12 protein-coding genes and 1 tRNA gene are annotated in these 14,642 nt (G+C 74.2%); 7 read left to right on the top strand and 6 right to left on the bottom strand.

The window, feature by feature from the left end:
• Positions 1 to 58: 58 nt before the first annotated feature.
• Positions 59 to 1,453, bottom strand: a complete 1,395-nt coding sequence (locus tag ACZ4VL_RS08955) for a cation:dicarboxylate symporter family transporter (protein WP_468197511.1) — start codon at positions 1,451 to 1,453, stop codon at positions 59 to 61.
• 68 nt (positions 1,454 to 1,521) lie between these two features.
• On the opposite strand from ACZ4VL_RS08955, the gene ACZ4VL_RS08950 reads away from it, so the two are divergent.
• Entirely contained in the window at positions 1,522 to 3,141 is a 1,620-nt protein-coding gene (locus tag ACZ4VL_RS08950; RefSeq protein WP_468197509.1) for a sensor histidine kinase, read from the top strand.
• The gene (locus ACZ4VL_RS08945) at positions 3,138 to 3,863 is read left to right on the top strand and encodes a response regulator (protein ID WP_468197506.1); all 726 of its coding nucleotides are present in this window, start codon (positions 3,138 to 3,140) and stop codon (positions 3,861 to 3,863) included. Before ACZ4VL_RS08950 ends, ACZ4VL_RS08945 begins: the two co-directional genes overlap by 4 nt.
• Here the strand turns inward: ACZ4VL_RS08945 and melC2 are convergent.
• Together melC2 and melC1 are read right to left on the bottom strand one after the other, a co-directional pair.
• Positions 3,815 to 4,666 carry a tyrosinase MelC2 gene (melC2, locus tag ACZ4VL_RS08940; protein WP_468197504.1) on the bottom strand — a complete coding sequence of 284 codons (852 nt, stop codon included), beginning with the start codon at positions 4,664 to 4,666 and terminating at the stop codon, positions 3,815 to 3,817. The genes ACZ4VL_RS08945 and melC2 overlap by 49 nt on opposite strands.
• Positions 4,663 to 5,070 carry an apotyrosinase chaperone MelC1 gene (gene melC1 / locus ACZ4VL_RS08935; RefSeq protein ID WP_468197502.1) on the bottom strand — a complete coding sequence of 136 codons (408 nt, stop codon included), beginning with the start codon at positions 5,068 to 5,070 and terminating at the stop codon, positions 4,663 to 4,665. The genes melC2 and melC1 overlap by 4 nt, the downstream gene beginning before the upstream one ends.
• 257 nt (positions 5,071 to 5,327) lie before the next feature.
• On the opposite strand from melC1, the gene ACZ4VL_RS08930 reads away from it, so the two are divergent.
• Positions 5,328 to 6,722: a glutamate decarboxylase gene (locus ACZ4VL_RS08930; RefSeq protein ID WP_468197499.1), complete on the top strand. Its 1,395-nt coding sequence runs from the start codon at positions 5,328 to 5,330 to the stop codon at positions 6,720 to 6,722.
• A gap of 23 nt (positions 6,723 to 6,745) precedes the next feature.
• Here ACZ4VL_RS08930 and ACZ4VL_RS08925 read toward each other — a convergent pair whose 3' ends face one another.
• Complete coding sequence (locus ACZ4VL_RS08925) at positions 6,746 to 7,285, bottom strand: DUF3995 domain-containing protein (RefSeq protein WP_468197497.1); 540 nt, start codon at positions 7,283 to 7,285, stop codon at positions 6,746 to 6,748.
• A 70-nt stretch (positions 7,286 to 7,355) separates the two neighbouring features.
• Here ACZ4VL_RS08925 and ACZ4VL_RS08920 point away from each other — a divergent pair, with 70 nt between their 5' ends.
• Positions 7,356 to 7,940, top strand: coding sequence for a TetR/AcrR family transcriptional regulator (locus tag ACZ4VL_RS08920; protein ID WP_468197494.1), 585 nt, complete (start codon positions 7,356 to 7,358; stop codon positions 7,938 to 7,940).
• Positions 7,941 to 7,984: 44 nt separating this feature from the next.
• Here ACZ4VL_RS08920 and ACZ4VL_RS08915 read toward each other — a convergent pair whose 3' ends face one another.
• Positions 7,985 to 10,492, bottom strand: coding sequence for a helicase associated domain-containing protein (locus ACZ4VL_RS08915; protein WP_468197491.1), 2,508 nt, complete (start codon positions 10,490 to 10,492; stop codon positions 7,985 to 7,987).
• A 124-nt stretch (positions 10,493 to 10,616) separates the two neighbouring features.
• Positions 10,617 to 12,467, bottom strand: coding sequence for a sigma-70 family RNA polymerase sigma factor (locus tag ACZ4VL_RS08910; protein ID WP_468197489.1), 1,851 nt, complete (start codon positions 12,465 to 12,467; stop codon positions 10,617 to 10,619).
• 241 nt (positions 12,468 to 12,708) lie between these two features.
• On the opposite strand from ACZ4VL_RS08910, the gene ACZ4VL_RS08905 reads away from it, so the two are divergent.
• From ACZ4VL_RS08905 to ACZ4VL_RS08895, 3 genes are all read left to right on the top strand, one after another.
• On the top strand, positions 12,709 to 13,371 hold the full coding sequence (locus ACZ4VL_RS08905; protein ID WP_468197486.1) for a bifunctional 4-hydroxy-2-oxoglutarate aldolase/2-dehydro-3-deoxy-phosphogluconate aldolase: 663 nt from the start codon (positions 12,709 to 12,711) through the stop codon (positions 13,369 to 13,371).
• 100 nt (positions 13,372 to 13,471) lie between these two features.
• Positions 13,472 to 14,461, top strand: a complete 990-nt coding sequence (locus tag ACZ4VL_RS08900; RefSeq protein ID WP_468197484.1) for a PfkB family carbohydrate kinase — start codon at positions 13,472 to 13,474, stop codon at positions 14,459 to 14,461.
• Positions 14,462 to 14,507: 46 nt separating this feature from the next.
• Positions 14,508 to 14,584, top strand: a tRNA-Trp gene (locus tag ACZ4VL_RS08895).
• The last annotated feature ends 58 nt before the right edge of the window (positions 14,585 to 14,642 follow it).

The raw sequence follows: 14,642 nt of genomic DNA, 5'->3' as shown, positions 1-14,642 counted from the left end.
GCCGGGCCGGGTGCCGCGGGGGCGGTCCCTGCCCGGCCGACCCTGTGGCCGGGACCGGCTACGCCGGCACCCCGTCCTTGGCGGCGGCCGACTGGCCGGGTACGGAGGGGGGTTCCGTACCGTGACCGTCGTCGACCAGCGTGGTCTCGTCGAACTCCAGACGACCCGCGAGGACTTCGGTGGCCCGCTCGCGGTCGAACTCCTTGGTCCAGCTGCCGATGAGCACCGTGGCCACCGCGTTGCCCGCGAAGTTCGTCAGCGCGCGGGCCTCGCTCATGAACCGGTCGATGCCCACGATCAGTCCGACGCCCTCGACCAGCTCCGGCCGGTGCGTCTGGAGTCCGCCGGCCAGGGTGGCCAGTCCCGCACCGGTCACCCCGGCGGCGCCCTTCGACGCGATGATCATGAACAGCAGCAGCGAGACCTGCTCGCCCAGGGCGAGCGGCTTGCCCATGGCCTCCGCGACGAACAGCGAGGACATCGTCAGGTAGATCGCGGTCCCGTCCAGGTTGAAGGAGTAGCCCGTCGGTACGGTGATGCCGACCACCGGCTTGGAGACGCCCAGGTGCTCCATCTTCGCGATCAACCGCGGAAGGGCCGATTCGGACGAGGAGGTGGACAGGATCAGCAGGAACTCCCGGCCCAGGTACCGCAGCAGCGCGAGGACGTTGATCCCGGTGCACACCCGCAGCAGGGCGCCGAGCACGACGAACACGAACAGCAGACAGGTCGTGTAGAAGCCGATCATGATGACGGCCAGCGACTTCAGTGCGTCGATCCCCGTCGCCCCGACCACCGCGGCGATCGCGCCGAACGCACCCACCGGCGCCGCCCACATGATCATCGCGAGCACCCGGAACACCAGCTTCTGCACGTGCCCGATCCCGCGCAGCACCGGCTCGCCCGCCGGACCCATGGCCTGCAGCGCGAACCCGCACAGCAGCGCCACCAGCAGGGTCTGCAGCACCTGGCCGCCGGTGAAGGCGGACACCAGCGTGGTCGGGATGATCCCGAGCAGGAACTCCGGCGTGCTCTGCGCCCCGCCCGCCTTGGCCTGGGCCTCGCCCGCGTGCTTCGCCGCCTCCGTCAGGTGCAGGCCGCTGCCCGGCTCCAGCAGGTTCCCGACCAGCAGGCCGATGGCCAGCGCCACCGTGGACATGATCATGAAGTAGCCGAGGGCGAGACCGCCCACGGCGCCCACCTTCGCCGCCTTGCGGACCGACCCGATGCCCAGCACGATCGTGCAGAAGATCACCGGCGAGATCATCATCTTGATCAGGTTCACGAAGCCGGTACCGAGCGGTTTGAGCTCCACGGCCACGCCGGGAGCGGCGAAGCCGAGGGTGATGCCGAGCAGCACCGCGGTGATCACCGCGATGTACAGGTAGTGGGTCTTGTCGCGTCTGGCGGCCACGTTCGCCTCCTGGTGGTGAAAATCGTCCCGCCAGACCATCGCCCAGTACTGTGAGCCCGGTCACCGTTGCGTTCATTGAGTTCTCGCCGCGGTGCACACTGAGCGCCATGCTCCGCCTCCCCCGTCCGCCGCGCAGCCTCGCCGGCCAGCTCTTCGCCATGCAGGTGCTGCTCGTCGCCGTGGTCGTCGCCGGCTGCGCCGTCTTCGCGTACGCCACCGCCCGCGGGCAGGCCGAGGACGCCGCCCGGCGCCAGGCCGGGGCCGTGGCCCGCGCCGTCGCCGACTCGCCCGCCGTCCTCGACGCCGCGCGCGGGGCCGCGCACGGCGGCGATCCGACGGCCCGCCTCCAGCCCTACGCCGAGCGCGTCCGCGTCGACTCGGAGGTGGACTTCGTGACGATCATGGCCCCGGACGGGCGGCGCTGGACCCACCCCGACCCGCGCCGCATCGGCGAGCCCTTCCTCGGCAACACCGCGCCCGCCCTGCGCGGCGAGACCTTCAGCGAGACCTACACCGGCACCCTCGGCCCGTCCATGCGCGTGGTCACCCCGATCCTGGACGACGGCCGGGTCGTCGGCATGGTCAGCGCCGGCATCACCGTCCGCGTGATCAGCGCCCGGCTCGCGGCGCAGCTGTCCGCCGTCGTCTGGGTCGCGGCCGGGGCCCTCGCCCTCGGCGCGGTGGGCACCTACGTCGTCAACGCCCGGCTGCGCCGCCACACCCACGGCATGAACGCGACCGAGCTGAGCCGCGTCTACGACTACCACCAGGCGGTTCTGCACGCCGTCCGCGAGGGGCTGCTGATGCTCGACGGGCAGCGCCGGATCACCCTGATCAACGACGCCGGCCGCGAACTGCTGGGCCTGCACGGCGACGTGCGCGGCAGCTCGATCGCCGACCTCGGCCTGCCGCCGCCGCTGACCGGGGCGCTGCTCGCCGACCGGCCCCGGGTGGACGAGGTGCACCTGACCGCGGAGCGGGTGCTGGTCCTCAACAGCGCGCCCGTCGCGGGCGGCGGCCGCCGCGGCACCGTGGTCACCCTGCGCGACCACACCGAACTGCAGTCCCTCACCGGGGAGCTGGACCACGAGCGCGGGTTCACCCAGGCGCTGCGGTCGCAGGCCCACGAGGCGGCCAACCGGCTGCACACCGTGGTCTCGCTCATCGAACTGGGCCGCGCGGACGAGGCGGTGGACTTCGCCACCGCCGAACTCCAGCTGGCCCAGGCCCTCACCGACGAGGTGGTCACCGCCGTCGGCGAGCCCGTGCTGGTGGCGCTACTGCTCGGCAAGGCCGCCCAGGCGCACGAGCGCGGGGTCGAGCTGGTCGTGACGCGGGACAGCCGCGCGGTCGGATCCGGCCGCGGCGCCCCGGGGGTCCAGGCGCTCCCTGCCCGCGACCTGGTCACCGTCCTCGGCAACCTCCTCGACAACGCCGTGGACGCGCTGACGGGCGTCCCCGGGGCCCGGATCGAGGTCACGGTGCGTCCCGAGGAGGACGGGCTGCTGATCCGCGTGGCCGACAACGGCCCCGGGCTGCCCGAGGGGGCCGCGGCCGAGGTGTTCCGGCGGGGCTGGTCGGGAAAGGGGGAGGGGCGTGGGCTCGGCCTCGCGCTCGTCCGGCAGGTGGCCGTGCGGCACGGCGGCAGTGCGGACGCCGCCGAAGTCCCGGGCGGGGGAGCCGAGTTCACCGTACGACTGCCCATCGGGAAAGGGGTGCCGGCATGACCGGGACGGGTGCGGGCCGGGGGCCCGCGGTGCGCGTGCTGGTGGTCGAGGACGATCCCGTCGTCGCCGACGCGCACGCGCTGTACGTGGGCCGGGTGCCCGGCTTCAGCGTGGTCGGCGCCGTCCACTCGCTGGCGGAGGCCACCCGGGTGCTGGAACGCACCGGGGTCGACCTGCTGCTGCTCGATCTGGGCCTGCCCGACGGCCACGGGCTGCGCTTCGCGCGCGGGCTGCGGGCCGCCGGGCATCCGGTCGACGTGATCGTGGTGACCTCGGCGCGGGACCTGGCCGTGGTCCGCGAGAGCGTCTCGCTCGGGGTGGTCCAGTACGTACTGAAGCCCTTCGCCTTCCCGACGTTGCGCGAACGGCTGCTGCGCTACGCCGAGTTCCGCGCCACGGCGGGGGAGGCGGCGGGACAGGACGACGTGGACCGGGCGCTGGCGGCCCTGCGCACCCCGCTCCCCGCCGAGCTCCCGAAGGGGCTCAGCGCGCCGACCCTGGACCGGGTCGCCGCGCTGCTGCGGTCCTCACCCGAGGGGCTGACCGCGGCCGGGGCGGCGGAGGCGGCCGGGATCTCGCGGATCACCGCCCGCCGCTACCTGGAGCACCTGGTGGACACCGGGCGTGCGGACCGCACCCCCCGGTACGGCCAGGTGGGCCGCCCCGAGCTGCACTACCGCTGGCTGGCGGCGGCCGCGGCCGGCTCGGTGTCGAAGGTGTAGAACTTGCGGTGGTCGAGCATGTCGGCCGGGGTGACGTCGTTCCACGGCCGCATGGTGTCGTTCAGGTCCACCACGTTCGCCGTGCCGGCGGCGGGCAGGTAGGGCGACTGCGGGTGGCGGGCCTGCCACTCGGCCCACAGCTTGTCGATGTAGGCGTGGTGCATCCAGAACACCGGGTCGTTGGGGGAGACGCCGGTGGCCATCTGCCCGCCGACCCACACGTGGACCCGGTTGTGCAGGTTGGCGCCGCGCCAGCCCTCCAGGTTGTTGCGGAAGCCGTTCGAGGAACTGTTCCACGGGGCCATGTCGTAGACCGGCATGTTCAGGACCGCGTCGACCTCGGCCTTGGTCGGCAGTTCGGCCACGCCGGAGCCGAGCGAGCGCCGCAGGTACGCGCGCCCGTCCACCCGTACGTTGATCGGGAACTTCCCGGCCGCGTACGCGAACGGGCCGTCCATGACCTGGCCGTCACGGGCCCGGCCGGTGCCGCCCATGAAGTCGGCGGACCAGATCGAGGCGCGGGAGGTGCGGTCCGTGGTCCAGTCCCAGTACGGCAGGGCGACCTTCGGGTCCACCTTCTGCAGTTCGGTCTCGAACTCGATCAGGAAGCGGCGGTGCCACGGCAGGAAGGACGGGGAGCGGTGGCCGACCCGGTCGCCGGAGTCGGTGTCGCTCATGATGAAGCCGTTGTGCGTGGTGACGAACCGGTCGTAGGCGCCGGTGCGCTTGAGCTCGATCAGCGCGTTGGTGAAGGCGCGCTTCTCCTCAGCGGTGAGGGAGGCCTGGTTCTTGCGGACGGTCATGCCGGGCCTCCCATGGGCGCGAACGGGGCGAGGACGGCGCCCTGCAGCTCGCGCACGGCGGCGCGGGCGAGCGTGCGGGGATCGGTGAAGGTCTCGTAGTGGTTGACCACGCTGATCCAGGTGCCGTCGGCGTTGCGCATCACGTGGAGCTCGCGGCCGTCTATGAGGACCGTGGGCAGTCCGGCGGAGTGGCCGCCGCCATGGTCGCCGTGGCCGCCGTGGTGGCCGCCTCCGGCGGGGCTGATCTGGATGCGGCGGCCCTGGTACACCTCGTCGACCGCGCCCACGGGTTGCGTGGTACGGGAGTCGGTGACGGCTGCGTGCGCGGTGGCGCCGGCTATGCCGAGAGCGGTGAGTGCGCCGGCGGTGGTGCCCAAGGCCTGCCGGCGGGTGATCTTGTTCATGGCCCGAAGAGTTATCAGGCCGTCACAGAGAGTTGACAGCTATCCGGACATGAATGGATAAGTTGCCAATAGAACAAGTTGGTCGATCTTCCCGTCCCGGTCGGTTCGAACGCCCGGAACGGGAAGATCATCGGAAATCATCTTACTGGACAGTAATTTCTTCTGCTGCGGCCGACCGGGTATGTGCGGGGTCACATCGCGGAGACGGCTGGAACTCGAGGCAGAGATATGGGGGTTATGTCCCCTATAGTCCGAACATGGCTCTTCATGAGACGAAGGACGCCGGCGACGCCGACACCGAAGCGGATGTGTTCACGTCCGTCCTGAGCGGCCAGGTCCTCCCCAAGTACCGCATGCCCGAAGACCATTCGCCCTCCGAGGTGGTCTACCAACTCCTCCACAACGAGCTGCTCCTCGACGGCAACGCCGCCCAGAACTTCGCGACCTTCTGCACCACCTGGTCCGACGACGGCGTGCACAAGCTGATGAACGAGTGCCTCGACAAGAACATGATCGACAAGGACGAGTACCCGCAGACCGCGGAGATCGAGGCCCGCTGCGTCAACATCCTGGCCGACCTGTGGAACTCCCCGGCGGGGGCGGGCCCCGGCACCGGCTGCTCCACGACGGGCTCCAGCGAGGCCGCCATGCTCGGCGGACTCGCCCTCAAATGGCGTTGGCGCACCCGCCGGAAGGCCGAGGGCAAGTCCACGGACCGGCCCAACCTGGTGTGCGGGCCGGTGCAGGTCTGCTGGGAGAAGTTCGCCCGCTACTTCGACGTGGAGCTGCGCCAGGTCCCGGTGGAGGAGGGCGCGACCGGCCTGCAGGCGCACCAGCTCGCCGAGTACGTGGACGAGAACACCATCGGCGTGGTCGCCATCCTCGGCGTCACCTACACCTGCACCTACGAGCCCGTCGCCGAGATGGCCGCCGAACTCGACCGGATCCAGCGCGAGTCCGGCTGGGACGTGCCGATCCACGTGGACGGGGCCAGCGGCGGGTTCGTCGCCCCGTTCCTCCACCCCGACGTCGTCTGGGACTTCCGGCTGCCGCGCGTCGCCTCCATCAACACGTCCGGGCACAAGTACGGGCTGGCGCCGCTCGGCGTCGGCTGGATCGTGTGGCGCACCGCGGACCTGCTGCCGCCCGAGCTCGTCTTCGACGTGGACTACCTGGGCGGCGACATGCCGACCTTCGCCCTCAACTTCTCCCGCCCCGGCGGCGAGGTCATCGCCCAGTACTACCTGTTCCTGCGGCTCGGCCGCGGCGGCTACCGGCGGGTCCACCAGGTGTGCGCCGACACCGCCGCCTACCTCGCGGGCGAGATCGAGGCGATGGGCCCGTTCACCCTGCTCTACGACGGCCAGGGCGCGCTGCCCGCCGTGTCCTACCGGCTCACCGATCCCGCGTCGGCGGGCTTCACCCTCTACGACATGTCCGACCGGCTGCGGATGCGGGGCTGGCAGGTGCCCTCGTACCCGCTGCCCGCGAACCGCGACGACACCGTCATCCAGCGCGTCCTGATCCGCCACGGGGTGACCCGGGACCAGGTCGCCCTGCTCGTCGAGGACCTGCGCCGCGCCGTCGAGCACCTCAAGGCCGCACCCCCGCCCCAGTCGCCGGTCCAGCCCCGCTCGGGCTTCCACCACTGAGCGGCCGGCCGGCGGGCCGGGCGTCAGCGTGCCGCGCCGCTCCGGGGCCGGGCCCCGCCCCGGCTCCGGTCCCGGCGGGTCCCGGGGGTCCCGCGGGCGGCGGTGCGGCGGGCGACGAAGCCGGTCAGGCCGGCCAGCGTCAGGCAGAGCGGCGAGTACAGGGCCAGGTCCCAGTGCCGGTAGACCTCGGGTGCGGAGCCCGGGCCCAACCCGGAGGCGACGAGGCCGCCCGCCCCGCGGGCGGCCAGCACCCCGGCGAGCGTCCACAGCCCGGCCCGGTTGAGCCGCTCCGGCCCGACGGTCCGGGCGATCCTGCCGTTGCTGAGGACGAGGTACCCGGCCGCGCCCAGGACCGCGGCCACGGCCAGGGTCAGCGGAGCGGGGGGCAGCCGGTCCTCGGACACCCCCACGACCGTCTCGGCGAACTCGGCCGCCGATCCCAGGGGCCACGGGTCGACGGTCCACAGCGCGTGCAGCGCGCCCGCGGCGAACAGGCACGTGGCGGCAACCCCCGCAGCCGCCCTGACACCGGTTTCCGTGCGCGCGTTCTGATCGGCGGGCATGTCGGTCCCCTTCCCCGAAAGGCGTTCCATACAGTGCTGTATGGATGATCCGTACAGTAGCGTACGGATCATGGCGAAGGGCAAGGTCACCCGGGACGACTGGACGATGGCGGCGCTCGCCGCGCTCGCCCGGGGAGGCGTCGCCGCGGTGGCGGTGGACGTGCTCGCGAAGGAGCTGGCCGTCAGCCGCGGCAGCTTCTACTGGCACTTCAAGAACCGCGAGGCACTGCTCGTCGCCGCGCTCGAAGCATGGGAACGGCTGGCCACCGGCGAGGTCATCGAGGAGGTCGAGGCGCAGCCGGACCCGCTGGAACGGGTCAGGGCGCTGTTCGCCGTCGCCCTCGGGAGCGAGGAGATCGCCGGCCTGGAACCGGCCATCGTCGCCCAGGTCGACCACCCGGCCGTCGCCGAGGTCCTCCAGCGGGTCACCCGTACCCGGCTGGACTACCTCGCCGCCCTTTTCGCCGACCTCGGGCTGCCGCCCCGCAGCGCCCGGCAGCGCGCGGTGGCCGCGTACGCCGCCTACCTCGGCTGGATCGAGCTGCGCCGGGCCGTGCCCCACACGGCCCCGGAGACGGTGGCCGACGGGGAGGGCGCGGCGGAGGCCCTGGAGCACCTGGTCGAGATGATCACGGCGGGCATTCCCCGGGGTTGATGCGCCTGCAGGCCGGTGGGCCGGTGGGGCAGCGGGCCTGTGGATCAGCCGGAGGCCGACCAGCGCATGCCCAGCGCGTCCAGGGCGGCGACGCGCTCCGGGGCGAGGGCGGCCGCACGGGAGCGCTGGTTGGCGATCCAGGAGCCCAGGCGCACCTCCTGCCCGCCGACCCGCTCCACGTGCGCGCGGGGCACCCGCAGGTGCTGCTCCCGGGCGTGGAACTGCCGGGCCGCGTCCAGGTGGTCCGCCCACTTCTCGGCCTGGCTGCGCCGCGGTCGGGGGCGTTCGGCCGCGCCCGCCGCGGTCACGCCCAGCGTGTGCTCCAGCAGCCAGCGCTGGGCCCAGCCCAACCCCTCCCACCCGAGCCGCTGGGCGCGGACCCAGCGGCCCAGGTCCTCGCCCTGGACGAGCACCTCGCCGGGGCCGAGCGGGAGGCGGCCGCCCGCGTCCAGATGGACCCGGGTCAGGTGGAACGCCCGCTGCCAGGACACCTCCCAGGCCGGGCACCAGGACGCGTCGACGGCCTCCAGGGCCTCCCGACGCTCCTCCGACAGCGAGCCCGGGCCCTCGCGGCGGGCCGCGGCCCGCTGGTTCTTCACCCAGATCCCGACCGGCGCGCCCCGCCAGGTGGCGTCCGCGGGCGGCAGCAGGTGGCCGTGCTCCGCCGCCCAGCCGCGGGCGGCGGCGAGCCCCTCCTCGAACGCCACGTCGAAGTGGCTCCACACCATGCCGAGCTCGTCGAGCTGTGCGGCCCGCTCCCGGCCGAGGGTGCCGCGGCGGTGGTTCCGGCGCGCGTCCGCGATCCACTGGCCGAGCGGGAACCGGGCCAGTCCGGGCGGCCAGGCCCCGGCGCCCGGCTGCGGCTGCTCGGGCACCCGGAAGGCGAACGGCACCTTGAGGTCCCCGGTCTCCGCGGCGTAGATCCGGGCGGCCTCCACCCCGCGCCGCCAGTGCTCGTGCTCCGGGCGCAGCACCCGCAGCCGGATGAACGCCGCCAGCAGCGCCGGGTCCCGGGGCGTGGAGAAGCTCAGCAGCGCCTGCGCGCCGACGCGCAGCCCGGACCCCGGTACGGACTCCATCGCCGCGCGGCCCGGCCGGCTCGGCGCCTGCTGCTGGGCCAGGGCCTCCACGAGCCGCGTGTCGTGGGCCCGCAGTGCCTCCAGCAGCCGTGCGAGGTCCCCGTATGCCCGTGAGGTCAGCATCGACTCGGGAGTCTCGCCCGGGCCCAGCAGCACCGGCACCACCAGGGACGCGACCTTGCCCTCGCCGGGCCGGATGCGCAGTGCCCGTCCGACCGCCTGGACCAGGTCGGGCATGGAACCGCGTACGTCCGCCCAGAAGACGGAGTCGCACTCCTTGGTGTCCACGCCCTCGCCGAGCACCCGGACACTGCCGAGGAAGGCCTTGTCGGCGACCCCGTGGGAGGCGAACTCGGCCAGGACGCGCCGCCGGTGCACGGCCGGGTGCTGGCCGCACAGCCAGTCCGCCCAGACCGAGCGCGGGTACGCGGGCCCGGTGTCCGCCCGGTTCCCACCGCCGGCCGCTGCCGCCGTGTGCATTCGCTCCGCGACCGCCGGCAGCCCGGCCGCGAACGCCTCGGCCTCGCGCGTGAGGTGGTGGAAGACGAGGGTCCGCCCGAAGCCCTGGTCGGCGGCGGCCTTCAGCAGGGCCGCCTGGAGGGCCGCGAGGCGGACCCCGCGCACCTCGTCCGAGCGGCCGTCGGCGCCCAGCAGCACCGCCGCCTGGAACGCGGGATCGCTGACGTCGACGCACACCACCCGGTACGGGGCGCAGATCCCCCGGTCGATGGCGTCGGCCAGGGTCAGGGTGTGGCAGCGGGCGCCGAAGGGGCCGTCCGGGTCGTCCTCCATCGACGCGACGAGTGCGCCGCGGCCCCGGACGCCGGCGCCTGCGGCCTCTTCGGCGGAGCCCTCCGGTCCGGACGCCCCGGGCTCCTCGCCGTCCTGCCAGACCCGGGGCGTGGCCGTCATGTAGAGCCGTCGAAGGGCGGGGATGCGGGTGTTGTCGTGGACGACGGCCCACGGCTTGCCGATCCGCCCGGACGTGCGGTGCGCCTCGTCGACCACCACCAGGTCCCAGCAGGGCAGCCCGGCTGCGTGCGCGCTCTCGATCGTGCCGAGACCCAGCGAGGCGTACGTGGCGAACACCGTCACCCGGTCGACCCGGTCGGCCGGGCCGCGGCCCCAGCGGGCCAGTTCGGCCGGATCCGTGGTGGCGGGCACGCCCGCCTCCTCGGCGCGCAAGGAGCACACCGCGAAGGCCCGGCCGGTGCGGCCGCCCGCCCGCCAGGCGGCGACCGTCTGCACGAGCAGGTCGAGGGAGGGGACGAGCACCAGCACCCGCGCGGCCCCCAACTCCTCGGCCGCGCGCACGGCGACCAGCGACTTGCCGGAGCCGGTCGCCATGATGACCTGGGTGCGCAGCCCGGCCTCGGGCAGCCTCCCCCCGGCGGGCAGCGCCAGCGCCCGCACGACGGCGTCGACCGCCTCGCGCTGGTGCGGACGCAGCTCCTGCCGCGCGGTACGTGCCACCACGCCTCCCCGTCTTCCTGCGAGCTGCTCGTCAAGTGCCCGCTGATCTGCTCGTTCCGCTCCAGGTCCTATCCTGCCGCGAAGCTGAAGCAGCCGCGGGGAAGGCGGCGGGGGCGGCGCGGCGTCACCGGGCGCCGAAGTTCTGCGTCCACCAGGGGCCGCCGGAACCCTGGTGCATTCCCACGCCTATGTCCTTGAACGAGCAGTTCAGTATGTTCGCCCGGTGGCCGGCGCTGTTCATCCAGGAGTCCATCACCGACTCGGGCGTCTGCTGGCCCTTGGCTATGTTCTCCCCGTACGTGGACCAGCGGTACCCGGCAGCCGTCGTCCGGTCGCCCGGATCGCTGCCGTCGGGGCTGGTGTGCGCGAAGAAGTTCCGGCCCGCCATGTCGTCGGAGTGCGCCTGAGCGGCCGACCGCAGCTGCGCGTCGTCCCTGAGCGGGCCGCAGCCGGCCTTCGCCCGCTCGGCGTTGACCAGGGCCACCACCTGGCCCACGGGCCCCTGGGGTGCGGGCCCCGGGATCGGGTCCGAGGTGCGGGGCGCCGTCTTGGACGGGGTCGGCTTCGGGCTCGGGCCGGCGCCGTCGGCGGAGGGGCTCGGCGAGGCGGACGCCGACCAGGAGGGGGACGCGGAGGCCGGGGCGGAGGCGGAAGCGGACGGCGAGGCCGCCCCCGACGCCGTGGCGGCCGCCGACTCCGGAGCCGAGAGCGCGTTCACCGGGGCGGCGGTGTCCCGGCCGTCCTCGCCGCCCGAGCCGGGGAAGCCGCCGAGGTAGGCGAGCCCGCCGCCCGCGACGCACGCGGCGAGCACCGCACCGCCGACCGCCCGGCGGCGGCTGCGCCTGCGCCTGCGCAGCAGACTGCGGCCGCCCGTCACGGCCGCGTCCGGGTCCGGTTCCGTGTGCGGGAGGCCGCCCTGCGCGGAAACGGTGGGGACCAACTGCGTGGCCGCGTCGGCCAGCTCCGTACCGCCGAATCCCGCGCCGCCGGAACCCGTACCGCCGGAGCCCGGGTGGCCGAGGCCGGAGCCGCCGAGCCCGGTACCGCCGTCGCCGCCCGTGTGAAGGGCATCCCCCGGATGGCCGGAGCCGCCCGGGTGGGCGCCCGCATAGTCACCCGGGTGGGCGGAGCCGCCCGGGTGGATCGGGTGGGCCGCGCCCGCGGGGGCGAAGCCGCCCGTCGCGGCGGCCGCCGACCGTACGCCGTCCAGCAGGGCCAGCGAGACCGGCACCAGCGCCAGGCCCGCCAGCAGGCCCTCCGCCGGGAGCAGCCCGCCCCACAGCCCCGCGCACCGCATGCACTCCCGCGCGTGCCGGGCTATTCGCTTGCGCCACAGCGTGGACGGGTGCCCGTCCCAGCCGGCCGTCACCGCCTGCAGCATCTCGCACGGGGGCTGCGCGTCCAGGGCCCGCTCCACCACCCGCGCCGACTCCAGCTGGGCCTTCATCCGCTGCACCCGCACCGCCGTGTGCTGCGGGGACAGCTCCAGCGCCGTGGCCACCTCGGCCCGGGTCAGCTCGCCCGCACACTCCAGCCACCACAACGACAGCAGCGCCCGGTCGTCGGGCTCCAGCCAGCGGGTGGCCCGCGCCGTCTCGCGCCGCTGCCCCTCCAACTGCAGCCGTACGACGGTCAGGTCCACGAAGTCGGCGCCGGGGTCGGCGAGTTCCCAGGCGGCCTCCAGGCCGCTCTCCCCGGGCGCGGTACGCCGGGCCTGCCAGTACGCCCGTACGCGGTTCATCGCAATGGCCACCAGCCAGGACCGGAAGCTGTCGTCGGCGCGGAGGGTGCCCAGACCGTCGAGCGCGCGCAGCATCGTGTCCTGCACGACGTCGTCCACGTCGACTGACCCGTTCAGGGCACGCCCGACGACGTTGTAGACGAGCGGTAGGTAGGCGCCGACCAGCTCGTCCTGCGCGCGGGGATCGCCCGCGCGGGCGGCCGCGACCAGCTCTGCCGTGTGCTGTGTAGTCATATGAGGTTCCCTGTCCGTACCGGCGGTCGATGATGCCCGATACCAGGGAGACCGTCGAGCAGCGGCCGGATAACAGTTATTCGGAGGAAGATTTCGAAAACCGGTTTCGGGTGGGCGGGTCGAGGGGCGGCAGTGGCCGGGCAGCGGGGCGCGGGGCGGCCCCGTCGGGTCCCCGGCTTCTGCGGAACCCGGCGACAGGCCAGGGCGGGCCCGATAGGGTCTGCGCAAGGAGTTCCGTCGCGTGGAACGACCGGGGGGTCGCCTCGTGTCCTGCCATCCTTACGCAGCCCTCGCCGCCCAGCGACTGCTGCCGGTGCTGCGCACTCCGGGCGTGGACGACGCCGTCCGCCGGACCGAAGCCCTACTGGCCGCCGGCTGCCGGGTGGTCGAACTGACCACCACGACCCCCGGTTGGGCGCGGGCCGTCGCCCGGGTCGCGCCGCTCGCCGACGCGCACGGCCGCCCCGCGATGATCGGGGTCGGCACGGTCACCGCCGCCGGGCAGGCGGAAGCCGCCCTGGACGCCGGCGCCGCCTTCCTGGTCTCCCCGTACCCGGCCCCCGAAGTCCGGGACACCGCTGCCCGGCGCGGGGCGGTGTTCGTCGAGGGCGGCTTCACCCCCGGCGAGATCGCCGCCGCGGTGCGGTACGCGGGCGCCGCCAAGGTGTTCCCGGCGCACCTCGGCGGCCCCGGCTTCATCCGCTCCCTGGCTGCCGTGCTCCCCGCGGCCGTCCTGCTCCCGACCGGCGGCATCCGGCCCGCCGAGGTCCGGGACTGGCTCGACGCCGGGGCCGCGGCCGTCGGCATCGGCAGCGGCCTGCCGGACGATCCCGCGGAACTGGCCGCCGTCTTCGCGGAGCTGGCGGGCCCGTGCTGCGCCGCCTGCGAGGGGACGGGCCGCTGAGATGCCGGGCGGGTACGCGGACGGTGGCGCGGTGGATGCGGGCGGCGGCCCGGGCGAGGGGTTGGCCGGCACCCTGGACGCAGCCGGGGACGAGGGGGCCGTGGCAGACCCCCGGTACGACGTGGTGGTCCTCGGCGAGGTCCTGGTCGAGATCCACGCCGACACCGCCCTGCGGGCGGCCGCCGACGGCAGCCCGGCCCGGATCTCCTACTCCGGCGACGCCCTGAACGCCGCCGCGGCCGCCGCGGCGGCGGGAGCCCGGACCGCCCTCCTCACCGTCGTCGGCGATGACGAGCTCAGCGTTCCGCTGCTGCGCCGGGTCGCCGAACTCGGCGTGGACACCGCCCACGTCCACCGGGCCCCGCGGCCCAACGGGGCCTACCTCCTCGCTGCCGACACCACAGGCGCCCGCGAGTTCGTCTACTGGCGTACGCACAGCGCCGGATCCACCCTCTCGCCCGGACACGTGGAAGCCTGGCGGAACGTGCTGACCGGAGCCGGGGCCCTCATCACCAGCGGGATCACCGGTGCCCTGTCGGCCGGCAGCGGCGAGGCGGTGGTGGCCGCCGCCGAGACCGTGCACCGGGCAGGCGGGCACGTCTCGTACGACCCCAACTTCCGGCCCCGGCTGACCGGCCGGGCCGCGGCCCGGCAACTGCTGGCGCGGGTCGCCCCGCTGACCGGACTGCTGAAGACCTCCTGCCCCGACGACGCGCTCGCCCTCGTGGGCACCGCCGACCCCGGCGCCGCCGCAGCCCGTTACCGCGCGCTGGGCGCCCGTACGGTCGCGGTCACCGCGGGGGCGGACCGGCTGCTCCTGGACGACGGGACGCGGGCCGAGTACCACTCCGTGCCCGTCAACCCGGCTCCGGTCGACGCCACCGGAGCCGGGGACTGCTTCACCGGCACCGTCACCGCCCGGCTCGCCCTCGGCGACAGCCTCGCCGACGCCGTGGCCCACGGCATCGCCGCCGCGTCCCTGTCGGTCTCCGGGCGGGGCGGCACCGGCCGCGTCCCCACGTTCGCCCAGACCGCGGCCCTGGCCGCCACCCACCGCCGGCGCCGCGCCCCGGGGGACACGCACCCTTAATCGAGTGGATCTTCTCGCCGCGACATGGCATGGTTGTCCTCATCGAAGGGGTGTAGCTCAGCTGGTCAGAGCGTCGGTCTCCAAAACCGAATGTCGCAGGTTCGAATCCTGTCGCCCCTGCCACGGTGAACCGGTGGTTCACGTGTGAAGGCCCAGGTCCGGGTTGGCGGACCTGGGCCTT

The organism is Streptomyces sp. NPDC029014 (assembly GCF_055564695.1).
Note: the sequence above shows the minus strand (reverse complement) of the source record. Positions and strands in the feature narration are given on the sequence as shown.